Below are 21,681 nucleotides of genomic sequence, written 5' to 3'. Positions count from 1 at the left end.
ATAAAAAAACTGCCTTTGGAAGGCAGTTTAAAAAAATATATGATAAGTCATTATCTGTTGTTGATATCTACTCGTACCGGCATTACGAAGCTTGAAGCCAGCATTTTTTCGTTAATTTTTGAAGAATCTATTCTGTACTGAAGATTGCTAAGGATTTTTTCAATCTCTTTACTTACCACTTTGCAATCTCCTTTAGATTTTACATTGACTATTTTACCTTCTTCGGAAATATCAAATTTCACTTCAGAATTTACAATTCCCTGCTGATAATCCTGATTGGTAAAATCAAAATTGGCCATCAGTTGGTTTCTGATTTCATTGAAAGCATCAGCCTTGTTCAGCTGAACTTCTTTAATAGTGTTATCTGAAGAGATTTGAGCCTTTGCTGTATTAAAAATTGCTGCAAATGCAAATACGAAAACTGAAGCTGCGAATATCTGTAATTTTTTCATATGTCTTTGATTTTTAGAGTTAATTATTGTTGTTTCTTATTTTCTAATTCAAAGATATATAAATAAATTCATACAAATTTTACATTCAGTTAACATTGGGTTAACATTGGAAATTAAAATATTGATTTTCAGTTGTTTAAATTTTTAAAATAATTAAAAAATTAACATTGGAAATTGATAATCTTACTTTATGAAAGGAAAAAACTGCAACTTTCGCTGCAGTTTAACTGTTATTTCTGTTTATTTTGTCCGGGTGCAAAGGGTTTCGCAGATTTTGTCCCAAAAACCTTTTTGGCCTGTCCTGGTGGCATTGGTTTTAAGTGCCCGCGGCCGTTTCCTACTGTTCTGACTTCACATGACGCGAACGCCAATGAAAATACAAATATTGCAAGAAAAATTTTAATTGATTTCATAACACAATGTTTTTTCTTACGCTCACAAATATGATACCACTTACATCTCCTTCTTCAAATACTTCCCTGTCAAAGATTTTTTAGATTTAATAATCTCTTCCGGAGTTCCTTTTGCAATAATTTCTCCACCATGTTTTCCACCTTCGGGACCAACGTCGATAATATGATCGGCCAGTTTAATCACATCCATATTATGTTCAATGATGATGAATGAATTTCCTAATTCTACCAGTTTATTAATAGCATCCATGAGGATTTTGACGTCTTCAAAATGAAGTCCGGTTGTGGGTTCGTCGAGAATGTATAAAGTATTTCCGGTTTGTCTTTTTGCCAGTTCGGTTGCGAGTTTGATACGCTGTGCTTCCCCACCGGAAAGTGTTGTCGACTGTTGTCCCATCGTGATGTAACCCAAACCTACATCCTGCAAAGTTTTTACTCTTGCAAAAATCTTTGGAATTGGCTGGAAAAAATCAACGGCTTCATCGATTGTCATTTCCAATACGTCTGAAATTGATTTTCCTTTGTAACGCACTTCCAGTGTTTCTCTGTTGAAACGTTTTCCGTTGCAGGTTTCGCAGTGAACGTAAACATCGGGTAAGAAATTCATTTCAATCACTTTTAAACCGCCTCCCTGACAGGTTTCGCATCTTCCTCCTTTTACGTTGAAAGAAAATCTTCCAGGCTTGTAACCACGGATTTTAGATTCAGGCAATTCGGAGAATAAATTTCGGATGTCGGTAAACATTCCAGTGTAAGTTGCTGGGTTTGAACGCGGCGTTCTTCCAATCGGAGTCTGGTCTACGTCTACAATTTTATCGATATTGTCAAGACCTTCAATTTTTTTAAATGGCAAAGGCTCCTGAACGGCTCTGTAAAAATGTTTGTTCAGAATCGGATACAAAGTTCCGTTGATCAGCGACGACTTTCCGCTTCCCGAAATTCCGGTTACAACCACCAGTTTTCCTAACGGAATATCAAGGGTTACATTTTTAAGATTATTTCCTGTAGCTCCTTTCAAAACGATACTTTTCCCATTTCCTTCCCTTCTGATTTCCGGAATGGCAATTTTTCTCTTACCGTTGATATAATCAGCTGTGATGGTGTCGGCTTTCAGTAAGTCTTTCGGTTTTCCCTGCCAAAGAATTTCGCCTCCGAATTTTCCTGCTCTTGGGCCAATATCCAAAACTTCATCGGCTTCCATAATCATATCTTTGTCGTGCTCCACCACCAAAACCGAGTTTCCGATGTCGCGAAGATTTTTCAATGAATTAATCAGCCTTTCGTTGTCTCTCTGGTGTAATCCGATACTTGGTTCATCCAGAATATAAAGAACGTTGACTAATTGGGAGCCAATCTGTGTTGCCAGTCGGATTCTCTGAGATTCGCCACCGGAAAGGGTTTTTGAACTTCTGCTGAGGCTTAAATAATCCAAACCGACATCCAGTAAAAACTGAAGTCTGGTTTCTATTTCCTTTAAAATTTCATGAGCGATAATTCCGTTTTTCTCTGAAAATTTATCTTTTACATCTCTCAACCAATCCTTTAAATCAGATAAACTTAAACCGTTGATTTCAGCAATGTTTTTTCCGTCAATTTTGAAGCTTAAACTTGATGCCTGAAGACGTGCGCCTTTACATTCAGGACAGGTTTCTTCTGTGGTGAAATGTCTTTCGAGCAAAATCGCTTCGTAAGATTCTCTTTCATCAATTAATTCTTCCATAAAAGGAATTAATCCATCAAAACTGACTTTGATTTTCTTGGTAATTCCAGCGTATTTTAAATCTTTATTAAATTCCTTATGACAACCGTTGTAGATATAATCCAGCGCTTCAGCCGGAATATCTTTGAATGGCGTCGAAAGTCCCAAACCAAAAATTTCAAGAATATTTTTGATCTGTGTGAGAATGTATTTATTGGATTTAATATCTTCCAGAGGCAACAAACCTCCCTGATTGATTGATAATTTCGGGTTTTCTACAAAATAATCTGTGTTGATTTTCTTAATGGTTCCCAAACCTTTACAGCTTGGACAGCTTCCTTTCGGAGAATTGAATGAAAACGTATTCGGTTCCGGTAAGGCCAGTGAATGACCGGTTTCGGCATCCATTAAATTTTTCGAGAAATATTCGATGTCTGTGGTTCCGAGTTTTTGAATTCCAATCAGACCTTCGCCCATTTCCATTGCTGTTCTCAAAGACTTCTCCATCCTTGCTTCGGATGCAGATTCGCCGATAATCCAGCGGTCTACCACGATGTCGATATCGTGGGTTTTGTAACGGTCGAGTTTTAAATCATATTCAATATCCTGCAGTTCGCCGTCAATTCTTGCCTGCCCGTACCCTTTTTTTGCCATCTGCACGAAAAGCTCGTGGTAATGCCCTTTTCTGGAACGAACCACCGGCGCCATCAGCATTATTTTTTCGCCTTTGTAATTTTCTTTGATGGTTTCTAAAATCTGATCTTCGGTATAACTGACTAATTTTTTACCTGTAGTTTGTGAATACGCGTCGGAAACTCTGGCAAACAGAAGACGCAGATAATCGTAGAGTTCTGTAACAGTTCCTACGGTTGAACGCGGATTTTTATTGGTTGTTTTCTGTTCAATTGCAATTACAGGGGAAAGACCTTCAATTTTATCGACGTCAGGACGTTCCAATCCACCTAAAAACTGTCTTGCGTAGGCAGAAAATGTTTCGATGTAGCGGCGCTGTCCTTCGGCAAAAATGGTATCGAAAGCAAGTGAAGATTTTCCGCTGCCGGAAAGCCCGGTAATCACGACCAATTCGTTTCTCGGAATTTTGACATCAATGTTTTTAAGATTGTGTTCTCTGGCTCCGTAAACTTCTATATACTCTTTAGATTCGCTCATAATTTGGGGTGACTTTACCTGAAAATCACAAGTGGCAAAAATACGGATTTTTAAACAATTTAATGTATAGAAAATCTGTTGAAAAACAAAAAACCACAGCTGAAAAACTGTGGTTTACCTTTATATTTCGGTAAAAATTATTTTTTATCCTTAACACCTTCCCAATTTCCGCTTCTTGCAGGTGCCGGAATACTGATATCCCATGCTCCGCTGCCTGCTTTCTCTACGGTGAGCGTGCCGTTGAAATTTCCTTTTGCAGGTACAGCCAGTTCTGCAACCAACTGTCCGGATCTGTCCAGACGACCGATAATGGCAAAGTTTTGATTGCTGTTGATGGAATGCATCGTTCCGGTAACTTTTCCGTCATCGGCAACTACGAAGTTCCAGTCTCCTTTATCATTAGTTCCGGTGTAGGTACCAGACCATGTTCCGACGTAATCAATAAGGGTTAATTCGTCATCAGAATTACAACCGATGAACATTACAGCCATTAACACAAGTAAAAAAAATTTCTTCATAAGATTACAAGGTTTGATAAAGTTTTTTGGTGGAGAATACGGGGATCGAACCCGTCACCTTTAGACTGCCAGTCTAACGCTCTAGCCAGATGAGCTAATTCCCCCGTTATCCGTGTTTTTTTTACACGAAGCGGTACAAAAGTAAGTAATTAAACCATATATACAAATAATTTGTTAAATTTTATTGAAGATCTACCTGAAATTATTGCTAAATGCTTAAGATTCATCAAAAAAGAAAACGCGCACTCCGAAAAGTATGCGTTTAAAACAAGATTAAATAAAATCTGACAACAGAAAAACTACTTCCACCCGCCACCTAAGGCTTTGTAAAGGTCTACTGCTGCTTTCATTTTGCTGTATTGGGCATTTGAAATATTTAGTTCTGCGTTTAATGCATTTACATTGGCTGTAAGCACTTCAAGATAATTTGCCATCCCGTAGTTGACCAATTCCTGAGAATAGTCAACAGATTTTCTGTATGATTCCAGCTCTTTTTCTTTTAAATCAATAAAAGAATCCTGAACGGAAAATACTCTGATCGCATCAGAAACTTCTTTTCCGGCAGTAAGAATGGTTTTTCTGAAATTCAAATATGCGGTTTCTTTATTGGCCAAACTTACTTCGTAGTTGGTTTTAATTTGTCTTTTATTCAAAATTGGCTGAGCCAAACCTCCGATTAAACTGGCAAAAAGTGAATTAACGCTGAACAAATGATCAATATCTACTGACTGCAAACCTCCACTTCCTGTAAGTTTAAGTGTCGGATAAAACTGTGCTTTTGCTGAATTTGTCAGTTCAAAAGCATTCATCAGATTAAATTCTGCCTGCATTACATCAGGACGGTTTGCCAATAAATTGGCAGGATAACCCAGTGCGAAGTTTTCGGGAAGTGTCTGGCTTTCCAGAGTGGATCTTTCGATGGCTTGTGAAGGCTCTCCCATCAAAAGACTTATTGTGTTTTCCAATTGTTGGATCTGCGTGTCGATATCGATCAACAGAGACTGAGCATTGTAAACCAACGCCTGACTTTGCTGAACTGCCACCTCCGTCAAGGTTCCTGCTTCTTTCAAAGCTTTGGTGGTTTCAAGATTATCTTCTCTGATTTTTATAGTTTCGTTAATAATCTTTTTCTGATTATCTAACGTCAACAATTGAAAATAACCAGAAGCAATTGAAGAAACCAAATCACTTTTTACAGCCTGATGCGCTGAAATATTTCCCAGGTAAGTTTCCAGCTGCGCTTTTTCCTGAGCTTTTAATTTCCCCCACAAATCAGCTTCCCAGGCGATACTTCCGGTAATATCAAACTGATTGACATATCTTCTTTCCCCAATTATCTGCCCAAACTGGGTGTTTAGTGACTGAGTCTGAAAAGTATAACCCGGACCCACAGTTAACGTCGGTTGATAGGCTGCTTTGCTTTGTCTCAGATACGCTTCTGCAGAAGCAATATTCTGCAGAGCGATTCTTATGTCTAAATTATTTTCTAAAGCTTTTGAAATATGTTTCTGAAGAACAGGATCAGTAAATATTTCTTTCCATGAAACATTTGCTGTGCTTGTGCTGTCCTGTGGAAGCATATCTGTTCGGAAGAGTTTTTCATCTACTGCAGCTTCAGGTCTTTCATACTCTTTTCTGACGTGACAGGAAGTAAGAACTACAGCGGTAAGTACAGATAAAGCCGTTCCTTTTATTATTGATAAATTTTTCATTATTTAAATCTTAAAGATTTTTATTCGGCTAAATTGATATCTTTCGGTTTGATCGGTTTGATTTTCTCCTGCAAAGTCTGGAAAACCACGTACAGAACAGGAATTACAAATACTCCTAAAACAGTACCTATCAATAATCCAATCGAAGCACCAGTTGCGATGGATCTGTTACCAACAGCACCAATTCCGCTTGCAAAAACCAATGGTAAAAGACCGAAGATAAATGCTAATGAGGTCATTAAAATTGGTCTTAATCTCGCTTTGGCTGCATTAATTGCAGATTCTACAATCGTTTCGCCGTGATGTCTACGCTGAACCGCAAATTCGATAATCAAAATCGCATTTTTCGCCAAAAGTCCCACCAACATGATCAATGCGATCTGGAAATAAATGTTGTTTTCAAGACCCATGATTTTCTGTCCGAAATAAGCTCCCATTACCCCAAGAGGAAGTGAAATTACTACGACTAATGGTAAAATATAACTTTCATACTGTGCAGAAAGAATGAAATAAACGAATACCAAACTTAAAGCAAAAATCAATAAAGTCTGCGACCCCGAACTTAATTCTTCTCTTGTAAGACCCGTAAATTCTACATCATAATTCTGATCTAAAGTTTCTTTCGCAACAGCCTGAACCGCTGTAATCGCATCTCCTGAACTGAATCCTGCTTTGTTGGCTCCTGTAATCTTTACGGAAGTAAAGAGGTTGTATCGACCGACAGATTGCGGACCGTAGGTTTTAGTTAAAGTAACAAACTGTGAGATCGGTGACATTTCCCCTGAACTTGTTTTCACATAATACTGATTTAGATTTGCAGCATCGGCTCTGTCTTCAGGAAGTGCCTGAATCATAACTCTGAACTGCTTTCCGTATTTCGTGAAGTCGGCACCGTAGATTCCACCAATATAACCCTGCATGGCAGATAAGATATCATTTACTGAAACCCCTTTCTGTTTGGCTAACGGAACATTGATTTCCATTAAATACTGAGGATATTTTGTATTGAATGATGTCTGGGCAAATTCAATTTCGGGTCTCTGCATCAGGTTGCCGATAAACTCATTTGTTTTAGCATCCAACTGAGCAAAATCGCCTCCTGATTTATCTAAAAGAACCATCTCAAAACCTGCACTGTTACCGAACCCCGGTACACTTGGCGGCTGGAAGAATACTACTTTCGCATCAGGCACTTTTCCTGCTAGACCGAATAATCTTTTTGAAATTTCTTCGGAAGACAAACCATCTCCTTTTCTGTCATCAAACGGTTTCAGTTTAACGAAGGCAAGACCATTGTTGCTTCCGTTTCCTGAAAGTAATCCTCTACCGGTGGAAATCGTCACATTCTGAATTCCAGGAATTTTTAAAGCTTCTTTCTGTAAAGTTTTCAGAACAGTATAAGTTCTTTCCATCGAAGCTCCCGGTGGCAGCTGAACGTCTGTAAAGATAATACCTCTGTCTTCCGTAGGTACAAAACCTTTTTTCATGCTTCCGTTGGCCCAGTAGATAATTCCTCCTGTCACAAACAGAATAACCAAAGTCACCCATTTGTTTTTAATCAGGAAATTAAATCCTCTTCCGTAACGGTCTGTGGCTGTTTTAAAACCAATGTTAAATTTATAAAAGAACTTCTTAATGAAATTCAGATCTTTATATTCTTTGTGATGCTCTTCGTGAGGTTTCAGAAATAATGAACATAAAACCGGGCTCAAAGTCAAAGCATTTACAGCAGAAATAATAATCGCAATAATTAAAGTAATCCCAAACTGCTGATAAAACACTCCGGTAGGACCTGTAATAAATGTTACGGGAATAAATACCGCAGCCATTACCAAAGTAATAGAGATAATCGCTCCCGTAATTTCGTCCATCGCCTCAACGGTAGCTTTTTTCGCATCTGAAATACCGTTCTCCATTTTGGCGTGAACGGCTTCGACGACGACAATCGCATCATCGACCACAATACCGATTGCCAATACAAGGGCAAAAAGCGTTAAAAGGTTTAATGAATATCCAAATAAATTCAGGAAAAAGAATGTTCCCACAATCGAAACCGGAACCGCAATCGCCGGAATCAAAGTTGATCTGAAATCCTGTAAAAATATATAAACCACGATGAATACAAGAATGAAGGCTTCAATCAAAGTATGAATAACTTTCTCAATCGATGCATCCAAAAATTCGTTGGTATCAAAGTTAAAAGTATATTTTACACCTTCAGGATATGAACCTTCGTTTTCTTTAAGCTGTTTTTTTATATTTTCAATAATTTCCTGAGCGTTCGATCCCGGTGTCTGGAAAACCCCCATACTGATTGATGGATAATCCCCGTTTTCACCAACTCCTGAATAAGAAAGCCCGCCCAGCTCTACCTTGGCAACATCTTTCAGCATTAAATTCTGTCCGTCCGGAAGTGATTTGATGATGATATCATCGTACTGCTCTTTTTCGCTGAATTTTCCTACATATTTAATGATGTATTCAAAAGAACTTCCGCTGTTTTGACCTAAAGATCCTGCAGCAGCTTCCCTACTTTGGTCATTGATGGCATTGGTCACTTCAGCAGGCGTGATTCCGTAAGCTGCCAATTTTGCAGGATCCAGCCACACTCTCATCGAATAGTTTTTTCCACCAAAAACGTTGGCTTCACCTACACCGTTAATCCTCTGAAGATCAGGAATCACGTTGATATTCAGGAAATTCTGAAGATAAACGTCATCAATATTTTTGTTTTCAGAATAGAAAGAAAGGTACATTAAGGCACTTGTCTGCTGTTTCTGGGTAACAACACCGGCTCTGGTAACCTCACTCGGAAGAAGCGGGGACGCTCTCGCAACACGGTTTTGTACGTTTACGGCAGCAATATCTGCATCAATTCCCTGCTTAAAAAATACCTGAATCTGTGCCGAACCATCGTTACCTGCCGTGGAAGTAATGTAATCCATTCCTTCAACACCATTGATCTGCTCCTCCAACGGAACCACAACACTTTTCATTACGGTTTCAGCGTTGGCTCCGGTATAGTTTGCTCTTACACTCACTGTTGCCGGTGCAATATCCGGATACTGTGTGACCGGAAGTGCTGTAAGTCCCAAAACCCCGAGAATAACGATCAGGATTGAGATTACAGTGGATAAAACCGGTCTGTTAATAAAGTTCTTTATCATTAGAATTTCGGTTTTATAGTTTTCACGATTTCGTCGGTAGTTGTAGGCTGTGATTTTACGGGAGTTCCGTTTTTCAAAGTTCCGGTACCGGCTGCCACTACGGGATCTCCCACTTTTACGCCATCTTTTATCAGTGCTAAATTGTCGATTCTGTCGATGATATTCACCACAGCATTTCTTGCAGTATCTTTATCTACTTTGTAAACATAAACAATGCCCTGCTGTTCGTAAGTAGCACCTTCAGGCACCACCAAAACGTTGTTGTAATATTTTGGAAGTCTTATTTTACCACTGTTTCCGTTGCTCAGAAGTTTGGAGGCATTGGTAAATGAAACTCTGAACTGAATGGTTCCCGTTGTAGGATCAATCTGTCCGGTAATCGCTTCTACTCTTCCTTTTTCAGGATATAAACTTCCGTTGGCCAATTCAAGCTCAACCATCGGGATATTTTTAATCTTCTCTGGCATAGAAGCACCTGGTGATTTTTCAAGGAAATCAAAATATTCTTTTTCATTCATCGAGAAGTAAGCATAAATCTGCGACGTATCTGAAACAGTTGTGATTGCCTGTTGATCAGAAGGTCCTACCAGACTTCCCACTCTTAAAGGCAGTTTACCCACCACGCCGGAAATTGGTGCACGGATAATTGAGTAATCCACATTAGCAGCTGCGCCTTTGTAATTGGCATTCGCCTGTTCTCTGGCAGCCATCGCCTGCTTTACCTGAGCCTGAGCCTGGGCAAGATTTGCCTGTGCTGTCTGAAGCTGAACACTGCTGATGATTTTTTTGTCTACCAGTGGTTTCAGTTTATTCACCTCAACCTGTGCTGCACTCACTGCTGCCTGCGCGGCTGCGATATTGGATTGTGCTGCACCTACCCCAGCTTTTGCGGCGGCGGCTGTTTCGCTTAAAGTATTGGCTTCCAATCGGAAAAGAGGCTGACCTTTAGTTACATACTGGCCTTCATCTACCAAAACCTGTGTAATGTATCCTTGGATTTTGGCTCTTACATCATTATTCACTTTTCCTTGAATACTTGCAGGAAAAGTCTGGTAACCCGTGATATTTCTGCTTTCAACTTTCACCACCGGAAGGGATTTGGCAGTATCCTGTTTAGGCTCTTCTTTCTTGCAAGACGCCAGCGACAATGCAGCGAAAGAAAGGAGTATAAATTTATTGTTCATTTTTATAGTTTATTAAGAGATTCTTTGATGTTATTGATGCTTAAGTTCAGTAATTCTTTGTAGGCTGTCATTCTTTGATTATTTTCTTTATAATTGGTGTTGCTGTTTTGGTTAAAATGCTCAAGTGCATCAAGAAGTCTAAGTTCATCCTGCATTTTCTGCACGATTTTTTCGAATCTAATTCTCTTGAAATCTTCATTAATGTAGAAAAATCTTTTTCTTTCATCAATTTTATTCATATCTACAATGAGTTCTGCGTTGAGAAGAAGACCGATATTTGTAGAAACCGAACTTTTGCTTGCACCGAAAACCTCTACAAACTCATCAAACGTCACTCCTTTTTTCTGAAAGTCAAATAGAAGGTATGCGTAAATTTTTGAGGCTAAAGGTGGTATACTAAAAACTGTACCGTAAAATCTTACGGCATCCTGAAAAATCTTTTCATCAAAGTGTGTGCGATTATTCAAATTACTAATTTTCGACAAAAATAGATATTGGTTCGGAACAAACCGAACAAAGATGATAGACTTTTTTAATCAATTGTTTAAGAAAGAATCAATAAGAGCAGAATTTAACTTTTGCCTTAAAATATAATCTTCTCAAAAGCTTTTCTCATTCCGCCGGCAATAAAAACTACCCTAAAGCAGATATAAATCCATAGACTGTAACTCAATTTGTCAAACTAAAGTCATCTTATTAATCATTTCTTTTTAAAAACACGTCCAAACAGGTGTTGATTTCAAAATATTCGTTACCTCTTTTAATTTTTAATTTTAATTTTTGATTAGGTTTGAGCTTTTGGTTAAAATTTTCTAATTCTAACCTAGAAACTGACGTGTCATTGATTTCTGTTATTTCGTCTTTATGTCTTAATCCTTTTTTGTAAACATCACTGTCTTCATATATACTTCCCACAAGCCAAGCATTTCTTGTGTTAGTTGTTTCAATTAAAATAAAAGATTTGTATAAATCAGCCGGTAATCTGTTAAAATTTTTATTAGGCTTAACCCAAATCTTAGATTGAGATGGATGGAAAATTATATCAAAATTTTTCAACAAATCGTTGCCAATTACACCAATGTATTTTTTATTTCTTGAAAGTGCACCTAAACTATCCTTGCTGACGTCTATTTGGTGATTTACTAATTCGAATTTATCGGTTTTTACTGCAGCAGTAAACAGTGAATACCCCAAATGTTTTCCACTAACTCCACCATTATTTATATAATTTACTTTTTTAATATTGATGAAGTCTGTATTTTCTGAAAACTCGCTCGTTAAAATTGTTTTGTAAGAACCTGTATCAATTAAAAAATCTCCTTTTATAATTGTTCCATTATTCAGAATTAGTTCCATTGGAAGATACATATAATAACCATCAAATTTAATTGTAATCTCTTGATAACTATCATTTATTTTAGGATTTAAAATAATTTTCTTAGTTACATAATTAAGTTCAAACGGTGTATTTTCGAAATTCACAAAACCTACTATTCCATCTATATTATTGCCAGCAGATTTTTTCAAATTATGGATCATATTATATTTCGAAAAAAATATATTGTTGTAAGACGAAAGCTTAACAGTGTCTAAAATTCTGATCATTTTGGCGGGATTATTTCCAGTTCCAACATTTTCAGATTCAGAAAAGTGCTTAAATGACATTCCCTTTTTTTTATAAAAAGTACTGTCAATAATAAACCAACCAGAAGCTGTATCAAAATAAAAATTTCCCTTTTGATATTGATTAACTTTCAGACTTATGCTAATATGCCTTCCAGTATTTTTAAATTTGATATGTTTTTCTTTTTGTGTATAAATGTTCTTTGAACAAGATAACAACAATGAAGAAAAAAATGTTAGAATGAATAATTTGATCATTTGTATATTTGGAATATTTACCAACAAAAATATAAAATTTTCAAACCTTTGAAAAAAATTTATATGATAAGTAATTTCTCAAAAGCTTTTCTCATTCCGCCAGCAAGAAGCACCTCTCCGCAATAAGAATATCCTTTGGATTCCAGTATTTTAAGCATGGCAAGATTATCAAAATTGGTATCCACTTTAATGCTTTGAATATTCTGTGAACGTGTGTAATCTTCAATTTTATCGAAAAGAATTTTCACCATTCCTTTTCCTGCAAATTTTTCTTCTACAGCAACACGGTGGATGACAACAAATTCTCCGTCGCTCAGCCAGGCACCTTCTATAGAGGAATAGGCAGGTTCATCATTCATAATCAACGCAGTGTAGACGGCAATTTCGTCATTCACGGTCAATACATATCCGAAGTGTTTTTTGATGTCAGATTCTATAGTATCTCTGTTCGGATAACCGTTTTGCCATTGGTTGCTCCCCTCCTGTTTCCGCCTTTCAATGGCTTGCTGAATGATTTCCCAGATTTGCCCAGCTTCAGAAATCAGGGCTTCTCTCATTTCGATTTTAGGTTCCATTTTCGTGATGTGGTTATTTTAATTTTTGATTAATGTGACGTTAACCCATAAAAAACCGAAAACTAATATGAATTAATTTTCGGTTCCGAAGTAGTAAAATTTAAAATTATGAAATTGTTTTATTGATTTTGACTTTGCTGCATGTACGCATCAATCACTTCAAAAGCTTTTTTCTCATCCTGGAGATCTACCATTACTTTCAGCGTCGTTGCCGTGGGCGTGGTGGTAAAAGTAAGGTAATTATTCTCCGTGTCACTGGTGATTTCAGCTTCATCAAGTTTAGATTTAATTAACTGAATTTCTGCCGGTTTATCGCTTTCAAATACTGATACTCTTGTTGTTCTTTCCATATTTTTGACTTTGAATATCTAAAATTAGGGAAAAAATTACAAAAATGCAAATCCTTGCATTTTAAATTTTATTAATATTATGATCGATTTTATCTAATGCAATCTGAATTTCTTCTTTAGTTACATTCAAATGAGGTCTGAAACGGATGGACTGGTCACCACACGAAAGTATAATTAAACCATCATCATACAGCACATTTCTGATTTTATCTCTGTGCATGCCAGATGGCAAATCTACCGCACACATCAAACCTTTTCCTCTGGCATTCGATAATTTTTCAGGATATTTCTGCGCTAATTTCTGTAAACCTTCCAAAAGATATTCGCCAACGTTTTTGGCATTTTCCAAAAGATTTTCTTTTTCAATTACTTCCATAACCAACTGGAAACGGAGCATATCAATTAAATTTCCACCGAAAGTAGAATTGATTCTTGAGCTTTCTCTGAAAACATTATTTGGAACTTCATCAAACTTTTCTTTGTTGGCCAAAACACCGCAAACCTGCGTTTTTTTACCGAATGAAATGATGTCCGGTCTTACACTTAAATGTTCAAAAGCCCACATTTTACCGGTGATGCCGATGCCTGTCTGAACTTCGTCAAATATTAAAAGAACTTCATGCTCATCACAGATTTTTCTTAAACCTACAAAGAACTCATCTCTGAAATGATTGTCGCCACCTTCAGCCTGAATCGGTTCAATAATAATACACGCCACTTTATCCGGATTTGAAATAATGGCTTCTGTAATCTGAATTAAAGCGAGATTTTCATTTTTAATGGTTTCCTCTAAATTTTCTTCGGTGATTGGAAAATGTAGTTTCGGATTTAAAATTCTTGGCCATTCAAACATTGGGAAATACTGATATTTTCTAGGATCCGAAGTGTTGGTCAAACTTAAAGTGTAGCCACTTCTTCCGTGGAATGCCTGTCTGAAATGGATGCAGATTCCTGCTTCAATATCTAAACCTTTTTCGAAATTTTTTCTCGTTTTCCAGTCGAAGCACGCTTTCATAGCATTTTCAACGCCCATAGCTCCGCCTTCAATAAAGAATGCGTACTGAAGTTCTTTAGGCATCACTACTCTTTCGAAAGTTTCAAGAAACTGAGCATATTCTTTAGAATAAACATCTGCCAAGGTAGGCTTGTTGACCGCCATTTTTCCCAGCCATTCAGATTTTTCCACTAAATAAGGATGGTTGTAACCGATGGAAGCCGAGCCGAACATTGAAAACATATCAAGAAAATTTTTCCCTGAAACAGAATCATGAATCCATGATCCGTGAGAGTTTTCAATATCCATTACAAAGTCGAAGCCATCTGCCAAAACGTGTTTGCCTACAGTTTCTTTTATTATATTTGTTTGAATTTCAATTGTATTGTCCATATTAATGATTAATTGGTAATGAGCAATGAGTAATGATTACAAAACCCAGCTTTAAAATTATTTATAAATCAAATTTAATTCCCTGAGCCAATGGAAGACTTGCTGTGTAATTGATTGTGTTGGTTTGTCTTCTCATGTAGTATTTCCAGACATCAGAGCCGGATTCTCTACCTCCGCCGGTTTCTTTTTCACCACCGAAAGCTCCACCGATTTCGGCACCTGAAGTTCCGATATTCACGTTGGCAATTCCACAGTCTGAACCTGCATGGGAAAGGAATAATTCTGCTTCTCTCAAATTTGTTGTCATAATTGCCGAAGACAATCCCTGAGGAACATCATTCTGAATCCCAATCGCTTCTTCCAAAGTTGAATATTTAATTAAATATAAAATCGGTGCAAAAGTCTCGTGCTGAACGATGTTGAAAGAATTTTCAACTTCTGCGATGCACGGTTTCACATAGCAACCTGATTCGTAATCTTTTCCTTCCAGAACTCCACCTTCAATGACAAATTTTCCGCCTTCAGATTTACATTTTTCAATTGCTCTTTCATATTGATTTACTGCTTCAACGTCGATCAGCGGACCAACGTGCATATTTTCGTCTAAAGGATTTCCGATTTTTAACTGTCCGTAAGCTTTTGCCAGACGGTTTTTCACTTCATCATAAACAGATTCGTGAATAATCAGTCTTCTTGTTGAAGTACATCTCTGTCCTGCAGTTCCCACTGCTCCGAAAACAGCTCCGATGATTGACATATCCAAATCTGCATCTTTAGAAATGATGATCGCATTATTTCCACCCAATTCAAGGATTGATTTCCCGAATCTTTCAGCCACTTTAGAAGAAACCATTCTTCCGACTCTTGTAGAACCGGTAAATGAAACCAAAGCAATACGCTTGTCATCCACTAGTTTTTGTCCAATCTCATGATCACCAACCATTACGCTTGAAATTCCTTCGGAAAGATTGTTTTCCTTTAAAACTTCATTCATAATATTTTGACAGGCAATTGCACAAAGTGGTGTTTTTTCTGATGGTTTCCAGATGGTAACGTTACCGCAGATCCAAGCCAAAGCTGTGTTCCACGCCCAAACTGCTACCGGAAAGTTGAATGCTGTTATAATGCTTACGATACCAAGCGGATGATATTGCTCGTACATTCTGTGACCGGGTCTTTCAGAATGCATGGTGTAGCCGTGAAGCTGTCTTGATAAACCTACTGCAAAGTCGCAGATATCAATCATTTCCTGAACTTCACCAAGACCTTCCTGCAGAGATTTTCCCATTTCGTAGGAAACAAGTTTGCCGAGGTCATCTTTATAATCTCTTAATTTCTGCCCGAGCTGGCGTACGATTTCGCCTCTTTTGGGTGCGGGCATTGTTCTGAATTCCAGAAAGGCTTTTTGGGCAGATTCCATTACTTTGTCGTAATCTTTTTCGCCCGATAATTTTACTTTTCCTATTAATCTTCCGTCTGCCGGAGAATAACTTTCTATTGTTTTTCCTGATGCAAAAAATTTCCCTCCGGTAGAAGTTCCTTTGTTTTCATCTTTGATTCCTAAATTTTTTAATGACTTTTCAATTCCGAAATCTTTGACTTTTTTTGACATAAAAATTTTACTTTTCGTTTTTCTAAAGATAAAAAAATATCCCATATCAGAAAAATTTATAAAATTTAAAATCAAAATTATTTGGAATGATTATAAACATGCGTATATTTGCTCTGTAATCATTTGAAATTCAGAGATGGAAAATAATAAGGTAAATGCGGAGGGAGCTGAAGAAAAGAAAAAAACCCGGTGGAAACAAATGGTGAAGAAATTCGGCGTTGGCGGCATCATTTTCTTCACCGTGAAAGGAATCATCACCTCTACCCTGATTTATTTTCTGGGTAAAAATTTCTGGACGGTGATTAACAATTATTTTGCGGGAATATTTAACTGATTATTTCTTGATAAACACAGTGGAGCTTCCGTCCAAAACAAGAATGTAATTTCCTGAAGGAAGATTCTGCACATTGATCTTCTTTTTATTTTTAAACGGATTGTTTTCTGTGTAAATCACTTTTCCTGAGTAATCCAAAATCTTTGCAATTCTTGTGTTTTCAATATTTCCTGTGACAGAAATGCTCTCTGAAACCGGATTTGGATAGATTTTAAATCTTTCATTTTCTGCAATCACAGCAGAAACCGACAGAGAACCTAAATTCTGACAGTAATTCACACCATAAGAATCCCATTCACCAATTGTGAAAATTGTATTCGGTTGTGTAACCGTATTTTTTCTGTACAAAGAAACATCGCCAAGAGAATTGCTCACAAATCTGCTTCCAACGGCATCTACAGTTGTTGATTTATAATTTAATTCCACATATTGAGTTCCGGAAAAAGTCATAGCATCTCCCGCGGTAAGGAAATCTGCATTGGCATTGGTATAGCATGAAAGTGAAGCTTTTGGATTTAAAATTACATAGCTTGCGTTATTCGGAATTTTCCCTTCCAGTTCGTAACTGTTTCCGTAATAGTAAACAGGTACTGTGCTGTTATAATATTGCACGCGGATGCTGTAATTATTCAAATCAACTTCATGACCGGTTTTATTTACAATTTCGATTGCTTTATTATCACCTGTTCCTTCAATATATTTTGTGATATAAAGATCTTTTGAATTTGAGTCTGTTGCTACAGTAGAAACTGAAACAGAATTGCTGTCAGAAGAAAACAGATATCCTGCATCATAAGCTTTAACAGTAAAATTATAAGTTGTTGAAGCAGTAAGATGATCTATAATAATTGAATTTGACTTCGTTGTCGTAAGATATGTTCCGTTTTGAAAAATATTGTAGCCAATAACATCTGTACTCGCACTTGGCGACCACGATAAAGAAGTGAAATTAGCACCGCTTTGTGCAGATGTCAAATTTACTGGAGTCTGGGGCGCAATATTATCCGGCGTCTGTAACCAAATTGCATTAATCCACTGCGGGTTATCAACAAAAGGATTTCTGTTATTCTGAATAGCAAAAACTGCATTATTTCTGTCAATTTCCCTTTGAGAAACAGGATCCTGCTGATGCCACTGCAGCAACATGGCGATATAGCCCGGCTCGAATGCACGCTCGGCAGTTCCGTCGAATGCAGATCTGTCCATTGCAGGATTTATATTTGTTGAAGTATTGAATGAGGGCAACTTATCCTCATATCTTACAGCAAAATATAAAAGCATTCTTGCGATATCCCCTCTGAATTCAGCGATGGGTTCGTAAACACGGTTGGTGTAAGCATAATTCGGGATTGCACTGTTAGACATTCTCGAAGTATTTGAAAAATTATAATGATTAGTAGAATTTCCTATTCCATAAGGATAATTATTTCTTAACTGATTAATTCTTGCATCCGTAGGAATTACAAAATGCAGATCAGAATACATCGGATAATTACTGTTGAATGTACTTTGTGGAACTGCATGTTCTCTGTTATAGCCTAAACCTTCCGCACCGGATGTACTGGTAAGATTTGCAGAAGTATATTCATAAGAATCTGATCCGGAAGGAATTTCCGAATAGATATCCAGTAAAATTGTTGTATTGCCCTGGCCGTAGTCGTAATATTTATCCAAATCCGTCTGATTATAATAGTTGGGCAAATCACTGTAATTCCAGTTGATATTTTTAGCCGCAATAATGTCGTGAAGTTTTGTTTTCAAAGCATAGCCCGTGAGCCCCGCAGTTCCGTCATAGTAATTTGCCGGAGCCTGAGCAGATAAAACAGCCGATAAAAACACAGCAGAAAATAAAAATTTCTTCATATCTTTAAATTGGGTTGCTAAGATAAGATTTTATTACATTCTGTAGATGATGTTAAATATTAAAAAACTATTAATTCAAACATTAAATCACTGATTATAAAATATTTAAAATTCAAACAGTATCTGCAATTAAAATATTTTGCTATTACGTCAAATTAATTATCTTTGGGCACAAACTTCTTGAGATATGAATACAGAGACAATGGATAACATTAAAATGATAGCCGAAACGGCGAAAGACTTTGCTGAGAAAAACATCAGACCTAATATTATGGAATGGGACGAAAGCCAGACTTTCCCAAAAGAATTATTTCACCAGTTGGGCGAAATGGGTTTTATGGGAATTGTAATTCCTGAAAAGTATGGCGGTTCCGGTCTTGGATATCACGAATATGTAACCATCCTTGACGAAATTTCTCAGGTTGACCCTTCGATCGGTCTTTCTGTGGCTGCTCACAACTCGCTTTGCACAAACCACATCTATGAATTTGGAAATGAAGAACAAAGACAAAGATGGTTGCCTCAGCTGGCTTCAGGTAAAGTAATCGGAGCTTGGGGATTGACTGAGCATAACACTGGTTCAGATTCCGGAGGTATGTCTACAACTGCTGTGAAAGATGGCCACGAGTGGGTGATCAACGGAGCAAAAAACTTTATCACACACGCAATTTCAGGTGACATTGCTGTTGTAATGACAAGAACAGGAGAAATCGGAGCTAAAAATAACTCTACTGCATTCGTTTTAGAAAAAGGAATGGCTGGTTTTACTTCAGGTAAAAAAGAAAACAAGCTTGGAATGAGAGCTTCAGAAACAGCTGAGCTTATTTTCGATAACGTTCGTGTTTCAGATGCCAACCGTTTAGGTGAAGTGGGCGAAGGTTTCAAACAGGCCATGAAAATTTTGGATGGTGGTAGAATTTCAATCGCTGCTTTAAGTTTAGGAACTGCAAGAGGTGCTTACAAAGCCGCTTTGAAATATGCTAAAGAAAGAAAACAGTTTGGTAAATCAATTTCAGATTTTCAGGCAATCAACTTTATGCTGGCAGATATGGCTACAGAAATTGATGCTGCAGAACTTTTGATCCAGAGAGCTTCTACATTGAAAAATGCCAAGCAGAAAATGACTAAGGAAGGTGCAATGGCAAAACTGTATGCTTCTGAGGCTTGTGTAAGAATTTCAAACAACGCCGTACAGATTTTCGGTGGTTACGGTTATACTAAAGATTTCCCTGCTGAGAAATTTTACAGAGATTCTAAATTGTGTACTATTGGCGAAGGAACTTCTGAAATCCAAAGACTGGTGATTGGAAGAGATATTACAAAATAATTTGTGTTTTAAATTAATATAGCTGAAGACCGTCTTTTTTAAGGCGGTTTTCTTTTTTCAAGAAATCCCCGGAAGCAAAACCGCTCTCTGTATTATTAATTTGATGAAGATTCATGAGTCTGCATTGTGTCAAAAATTATGATTACGGATTTTCATTTTTCTTTTTTTTATATTTGCTTTAAATTTAAAAATATTCATGGAGAAGATTGACAGCCTAAATCAAGTGGCAGAATTTCATACAACATTTAAAGCACCCATTTTAGATACACCACAAATTCCATCAGCAGACCGCTGCAACCTCAGAGTTGAACTTTTACTGGAAGAATTAAACGAACTAAAACAGGCAATTGCAGACAATGATATCGTAGAAATTGCCGATGCTTTATGTGATTTGCAATACGTTTTAAGCGGTGCAGTTCTGGAATTTGGCTTAGGCGAAAAATTCGTGGAACTTTTCAATGAAGTTCAGCGTTCAAATATGTCTAAAGCTTGCGATAATGAAGCTGAGGCACAGGAAACAGTTGGTTTTTACAAAGAAAAAGAGGTAGAATCGTTCTACGAAAAATCAGGAGAAAAATACAATGTGTACAGAAAAGCAGATCACAAAGTTTTGAAAAACAAATACTACTCTCCTGCTGACCTATCACAGATTTTAAAAAAATAAAATGATAAAATTAATTACAAAAATACTTGCTGCTTCTGCTCTGCTTTTAGCTGTAGAGCAAATGAGCGCGCAAAAAGTTGTCGTGAACAGAGAAGTGGAAACTACCGATGACGGAAAAATGCTTCTGGGACATCAGCTGAAAGATCAGTTTCTAAAAGAGCCTTATTCAACTTGGTTTGTGAAAGAGCGGGACGAATATGCATTAGACCAAAACGCCATCAAAGAACTTAAAAAAGCGAAATTAACAAGCTATAATCTCGTAGTTTTTATCGGGACCTGGTGCGAAGACAGCCACAGAGATTTTCCCAGACTCATGAGTATTTTGGACGAACTGAAGTATCCTGAAGGGAAGCTCACGATTATTGCCGTAAACAGAAAAAAAGAATCACCTACGGGAGACGAAAGTTTATTCAATATTCAGAAAGTTCCCACTATTATTGTTCAGAAATATGGCAAGGAAATTGGTAGAATTGTAGAAATGCCTACCACAGGATACATCGAAAGAGATTTGGTAGATATTTTAAAGAAAGATGACAGTTCTGTCATGAAAGAAATTTTTAAACCGAAGTCTTGAGAAATTTAAAAGTACCCATCGCATTTTTAGCAGGAATTATCTTGATGGTAATCCTGTTTTTTAGTTTTAAATCCTGCTTTGCTCCCAACGAAAAAAAGGAAACTTCTGAATATTATCTCATCACCAACCAGATTCTCAAAATGAATAAAATGGTGGTAATGGAACAGAACACTTCGGCAATGCAGAAAACCAAATACAGCTACACGTTTTTAGGTGCAGAAATGACCAGTAACAACATCATTACCTACACCAGGACAAATGCTCAAGTTTCCTATGATCTCAATAAAATGAAAATGGAGGTAGATTCCATCAATAAAAAAGTCATTATCACCGAACTTCCCGACCCTGAAATCAGGATTACACCAAGCGTGGAAATTCAATCGATGGACGACTCTTTCGTCAACAGAATCACTGAAAAAGATGTGAAAAGTGTCACCCAAAAAGCTAAAGCTGAAGCCATAAAATCAATTGATCAGACCAAACTGCGCAATGAAGGCAAAACTCAGCTTTTGGAAAATCTAAATAATATCTTTGTTTTGGCAAAGGCTTTGAACTATAAGATTGAGGACAAGACAGGCAAACTGGGTAATCTCAGACTTTAAAATTCAATATTATGGGTACAGACGAAAATCACAAAAAGAAAGAATCTGCAAATTCTGCAGAAACCACAAAACAGAATGAAGATTTCCGCGATATTCCGGCATCTTCAGATAAGCAAAATCCACCTGATGTAGATAAGGAAGATGTACAGAAGTCTTCAAAGAACAAATCAGGAAAAACAGATAATACTAAGTGAAAG

Annotated in this window: 20 protein-coding genes and 1 tRNA gene; 6 read left to right on the top strand and 15 right to left on the bottom strand. The window is 37.1% G+C overall.

The annotated features are described in order from the left end of the window. Positions 1–50 precede the first annotated feature (50 nt). The 14 genes from ASG31_RS06815 to ASG31_RS06750 all read right to left on the bottom strand — a co-directional run bounded on the left by ASG31_RS06815 (position 51) and on the right by ASG31_RS06750 (position 16,120). The gene (locus ASG31_RS06815) at positions 51–452 is read right to left on the bottom strand and encodes a hypothetical protein (protein WP_056029678.1); all 402 of its coding nucleotides are present in this window, start codon (positions 450–452) and stop codon (positions 51–53) included. A gap of 230 nt (positions 453–682) precedes the next feature. Beyond that, positions 683–865: a hypothetical protein gene (locus ASG31_RS06810; RefSeq protein ID WP_056029675.1), complete on the bottom strand. Its 183-nt coding sequence runs from the start codon at positions 863–865 to the stop codon at positions 683–685. 40 nt (positions 866–905) lie between these two features. Next, the gene (uvrA, locus tag ASG31_RS06805; RefSeq protein ID WP_056029672.1) at positions 906–3,734 is read right to left on the bottom strand and encodes an excinuclease ABC subunit UvrA; all 2,829 of its coding nucleotides are present in this window, start codon (positions 3,732–3,734) and stop codon (positions 906–908) included. A gap of 137 nt (positions 3,735–3,871) precedes the next feature. After that, positions 3,872–4,252 carry a hypothetical protein gene (locus ASG31_RS06800; protein ID WP_056029669.1) on the bottom strand — a complete coding sequence of 127 codons (381 nt, stop codon included), beginning with the start codon at positions 4,250–4,252 and terminating at the stop codon, positions 3,872–3,874. A gap of 27 nt (positions 4,253–4,279) precedes the next feature. Beyond that, a tRNA-Ala gene (locus tag ASG31_RS06795) sits at positions 4,280–4,356 on the bottom strand. 195 nt (positions 4,357–4,551) lie between these two features. Further along, on the bottom strand, positions 4,552–5,964 hold the full coding sequence (locus ASG31_RS06790; protein ID WP_056029665.1) for an efflux transporter outer membrane subunit: 1,413 nt from the start codon (positions 5,962–5,964) through the stop codon (positions 4,552–4,554). Positions 5,965–5,984: 20 nt separating this feature from the next. Then, positions 5,985–9,131 carry an efflux RND transporter permease subunit gene (locus ASG31_RS06785; RefSeq protein WP_056029662.1) on the bottom strand — a complete coding sequence of 1,049 codons (3,147 nt, stop codon included), beginning with the start codon at positions 9,129–9,131 and terminating at the stop codon, positions 5,985–5,987. After that, positions 9,131–10,315, bottom strand: a complete 1,185-nt coding sequence (locus ASG31_RS06780) for an efflux RND transporter periplasmic adaptor subunit (RefSeq protein WP_056029660.1) — start codon at positions 10,313–10,315, stop codon at positions 9,131–9,133. The genes ASG31_RS06785 and ASG31_RS06780 overlap by 1 nt, the downstream gene beginning before the upstream one ends. Before the next feature lie 2 nt (positions 10,316–10,317). After that, positions 10,318–10,782 (bottom strand): GbsR/MarR family transcriptional regulator, encoded by a 465-nt coding sequence (locus ASG31_RS06775; RefSeq protein ID WP_056029657.1) that lies wholly within the window; start codon positions 10,780–10,782, stop codon positions 10,318–10,320. Between the two features lie 229 nt (positions 10,783–11,011). Next, positions 11,012–12,196, bottom strand: a complete 1,185-nt coding sequence (locus ASG31_RS06770; protein ID WP_056029654.1) for a PDZ domain-containing protein — start codon at positions 12,194–12,196, stop codon at positions 11,012–11,014. Positions 12,197–12,255: 59 nt separating this feature from the next. Further along, positions 12,256–12,771 carry a GNAT family N-acetyltransferase gene (locus tag ASG31_RS06765; RefSeq protein WP_056029651.1) on the bottom strand — a complete coding sequence of 172 codons (516 nt, stop codon included), beginning with the start codon at positions 12,769–12,771 and terminating at the stop codon, positions 12,256–12,258. 119 nt (positions 12,772–12,890) lie between these two features. Then, positions 12,891–13,121: a DUF2007 domain-containing protein gene (locus ASG31_RS06760; RefSeq protein WP_056029648.1), complete on the bottom strand. Its 231-nt coding sequence runs from the start codon at positions 13,119–13,121 to the stop codon at positions 12,891–12,893. 61 nt (positions 13,122–13,182) lie between these two features. Next, positions 13,183–14,508: an L-lysine 6-transaminase gene (gene lat, locus ASG31_RS06755; protein ID WP_056029645.1), complete on the bottom strand. Its 1,326-nt coding sequence runs from the start codon at positions 14,506–14,508 to the stop codon at positions 13,183–13,185. 61 nt (positions 14,509–14,569) lie between these two features. After that, the gene (locus tag ASG31_RS06750) at positions 14,570–16,120 is read right to left on the bottom strand and encodes an aldehyde dehydrogenase family protein (RefSeq protein WP_056031332.1); all 1,551 of its coding nucleotides are present in this window, start codon (positions 16,118–16,120) and stop codon (positions 14,570–14,572) included. A gap of 136 nt (positions 16,121–16,256) precedes the next feature. Here ASG31_RS06750 and ASG31_RS06745 point away from each other — a divergent pair, with 136 nt between their 5' ends. Beyond that, positions 16,257–16,454, top strand: a complete 198-nt coding sequence (locus ASG31_RS06745; protein ID WP_056029642.1) for a hypothetical protein — start codon at positions 16,257–16,259, stop codon at positions 16,452–16,454. Here ASG31_RS06745 and ASG31_RS06740 read toward each other — a convergent pair whose 3' ends face one another. Further along, complete coding sequence (locus ASG31_RS06740; protein ID WP_056029639.1) at positions 16,455–18,317, bottom strand: endonuclease; 1,863 nt, start codon at positions 18,315–18,317, stop codon at positions 16,455–16,457. A gap of 187 nt (positions 18,318–18,504) precedes the next feature. Here ASG31_RS06740 and ASG31_RS06735 point away from each other — a divergent pair, with 187 nt between their 5' ends. The 5 genes from ASG31_RS06735 (at position 18,505) to ASG31_RS06715 (ending at position 21,678) form a co-directional block, all read left to right on the top strand. Then, the gene (locus ASG31_RS06735; protein ID WP_056029636.1) at positions 18,505–19,644 is read left to right on the top strand and encodes an acyl-CoA dehydrogenase family protein; all 1,140 of its coding nucleotides are present in this window, start codon (positions 18,505–18,507) and stop codon (positions 19,642–19,644) included. Positions 19,645–19,840: 196 nt separating this feature from the next. Continuing rightward, positions 19,841–20,308, top strand: a complete 468-nt coding sequence (locus tag ASG31_RS06730) for a nucleoside triphosphate pyrophosphohydrolase family protein (protein WP_056029633.1) — start codon at positions 19,841–19,843, stop codon at positions 20,306–20,308. 1 nt (position 20,309) lies between these two features. Then, positions 20,310–20,882: a thioredoxin family protein gene (locus ASG31_RS06725; RefSeq protein WP_056029630.1), complete on the top strand. Its 573-nt coding sequence runs from the start codon at positions 20,310–20,312 to the stop codon at positions 20,880–20,882. Then, positions 20,879–21,484 (top strand): DUF4230 domain-containing protein, encoded by a 606-nt coding sequence (locus ASG31_RS06720; RefSeq protein WP_056029627.1) that lies wholly within the window; start codon positions 20,879–20,881, stop codon positions 21,482–21,484. The genes ASG31_RS06725 and ASG31_RS06720 overlap by 4 nt, the downstream gene beginning before the upstream one ends. A gap of 11 nt (positions 21,485–21,495) precedes the next feature. Continuing rightward, positions 21,496–21,678, top strand: a complete 183-nt coding sequence (locus tag ASG31_RS06715; protein WP_056029624.1) for a hypothetical protein — start codon at positions 21,496–21,498, stop codon at positions 21,676–21,678. Positions 21,679–21,681: the final 3 nt, after the last annotated feature.

The organism is Chryseobacterium sp. Leaf404 (assembly GCF_001424145.1).
Classification (GTDB): Bacteria; Bacteroidota; Bacteroidia; order Flavobacteriales; family Weeksellaceae; genus Chryseobacterium.
Note: the sequence above shows the minus strand (reverse complement) of the source record. Positions and strands in the feature narration are given on the sequence as shown.

Bases quoted from the DNA above. Each gene is read 5' to 3' on its own strand.
- ASG31_RS06815 (WP_056029678.1), bottom strand. From the start codon at position 452: ATGAAAAAATTACAGATATTCGCAGCTTCAGTTTTCGTATTTGCATTT.
- ASG31_RS06730 (WP_056029633.1), top strand. From the start codon at position 19,841: ATGGAGAAGATTGACAGCCTAAATCAAGTGGCAGAATTTCATACAACA.
- ASG31_RS06745 (WP_056029642.1), top strand. From the start codon at position 16,257: ATGGAAAATAATAAGGTAAATGCGGAGGGAGCTGAAGAAAAGAAAAAA.
- ASG31_RS06725 (WP_056029630.1), top strand. From the start codon at position 20,310: ATGATAAAATTAATTACAAAAATACTTGCTGCTTCTGCTCTGCTTTTA.
- ASG31_RS06810 (WP_056029675.1), bottom strand. From the start codon at position 865: ATGAAATCAATTAAAATTTTTCTTGCAATATTTGTATTTTCATTGGCG.
- uvrA (WP_056029672.1), bottom strand. From the start codon at position 3,734: ATGAGCGAATCTAAAGAGTATATAGAAGTTTACGGAGCCAGAGAACAC.
- ASG31_RS06800 (WP_056029669.1), bottom strand. From the start codon at position 4,252: ATGAAGAAATTTTTTTTACTTGTGTTAATGGCTGTAATGTTCATCGGT.
- ASG31_RS06785 (WP_056029662.1), bottom strand. From the start codon at position 9,131: ATGATAAAGAACTTTATTAACAGACCGGTTTTATCCACTGTAATCTCA.
- ASG31_RS06715 (WP_056029624.1), top strand. From the start codon at position 21,496: ATGGGTACAGACGAAAATCACAAAAAGAAAGAATCTGCAAATTCTGCA.
- ASG31_RS06735 (WP_056029636.1), top strand. From the start codon at position 18,505: ATGAATACAGAGACAATGGATAACATTAAAATGATAGCCGAAACGGCG.
- ASG31_RS06790 (WP_056029665.1), bottom strand. From the start codon at position 5,964: ATGAAAAATTTATCAATAATAAAAGGAACGGCTTTATCTGTACTTACC.
- ASG31_RS06770 (WP_056029654.1), bottom strand. From the start codon at position 12,196: ATGATCAAATTATTCATTCTAACATTTTTTTCTTCATTGTTGTTATCT.
- ASG31_RS06780 (WP_056029660.1), bottom strand. From the start codon at position 10,315: ATGAACAATAAATTTATACTCCTTTCTTTCGCTGCATTGTCGCTGGCG.
- lat (WP_056029645.1), bottom strand. From the start codon at position 14,508: ATGGACAATACAATTGAAATTCAAACAAATATAATAAAAGAAACTGTA.
- ASG31_RS06760 (WP_056029648.1), bottom strand. From the start codon at position 13,121: ATGGAAAGAACAACAAGAGTATCAGTATTTGAAAGCGATAAACCGGCA.
- ASG31_RS06750 (WP_056031332.1), bottom strand. From the start codon at position 16,120: ATGTCAAAAAAAGTCAAAGATTTCGGAATTGAAAAGTCATTAAAAAAT.
- ASG31_RS06765 (WP_056029651.1), bottom strand. From the start codon at position 12,771: ATGGAACCTAAAATCGAAATGAGAGAAGCCCTGATTTCTGAAGCTGGG.
- ASG31_RS06740 (WP_056029639.1), bottom strand. From the start codon at position 18,317: ATGAAGAAATTTTTATTTTCTGCTGTGTTTTTATCGGCTGTTTTATCT.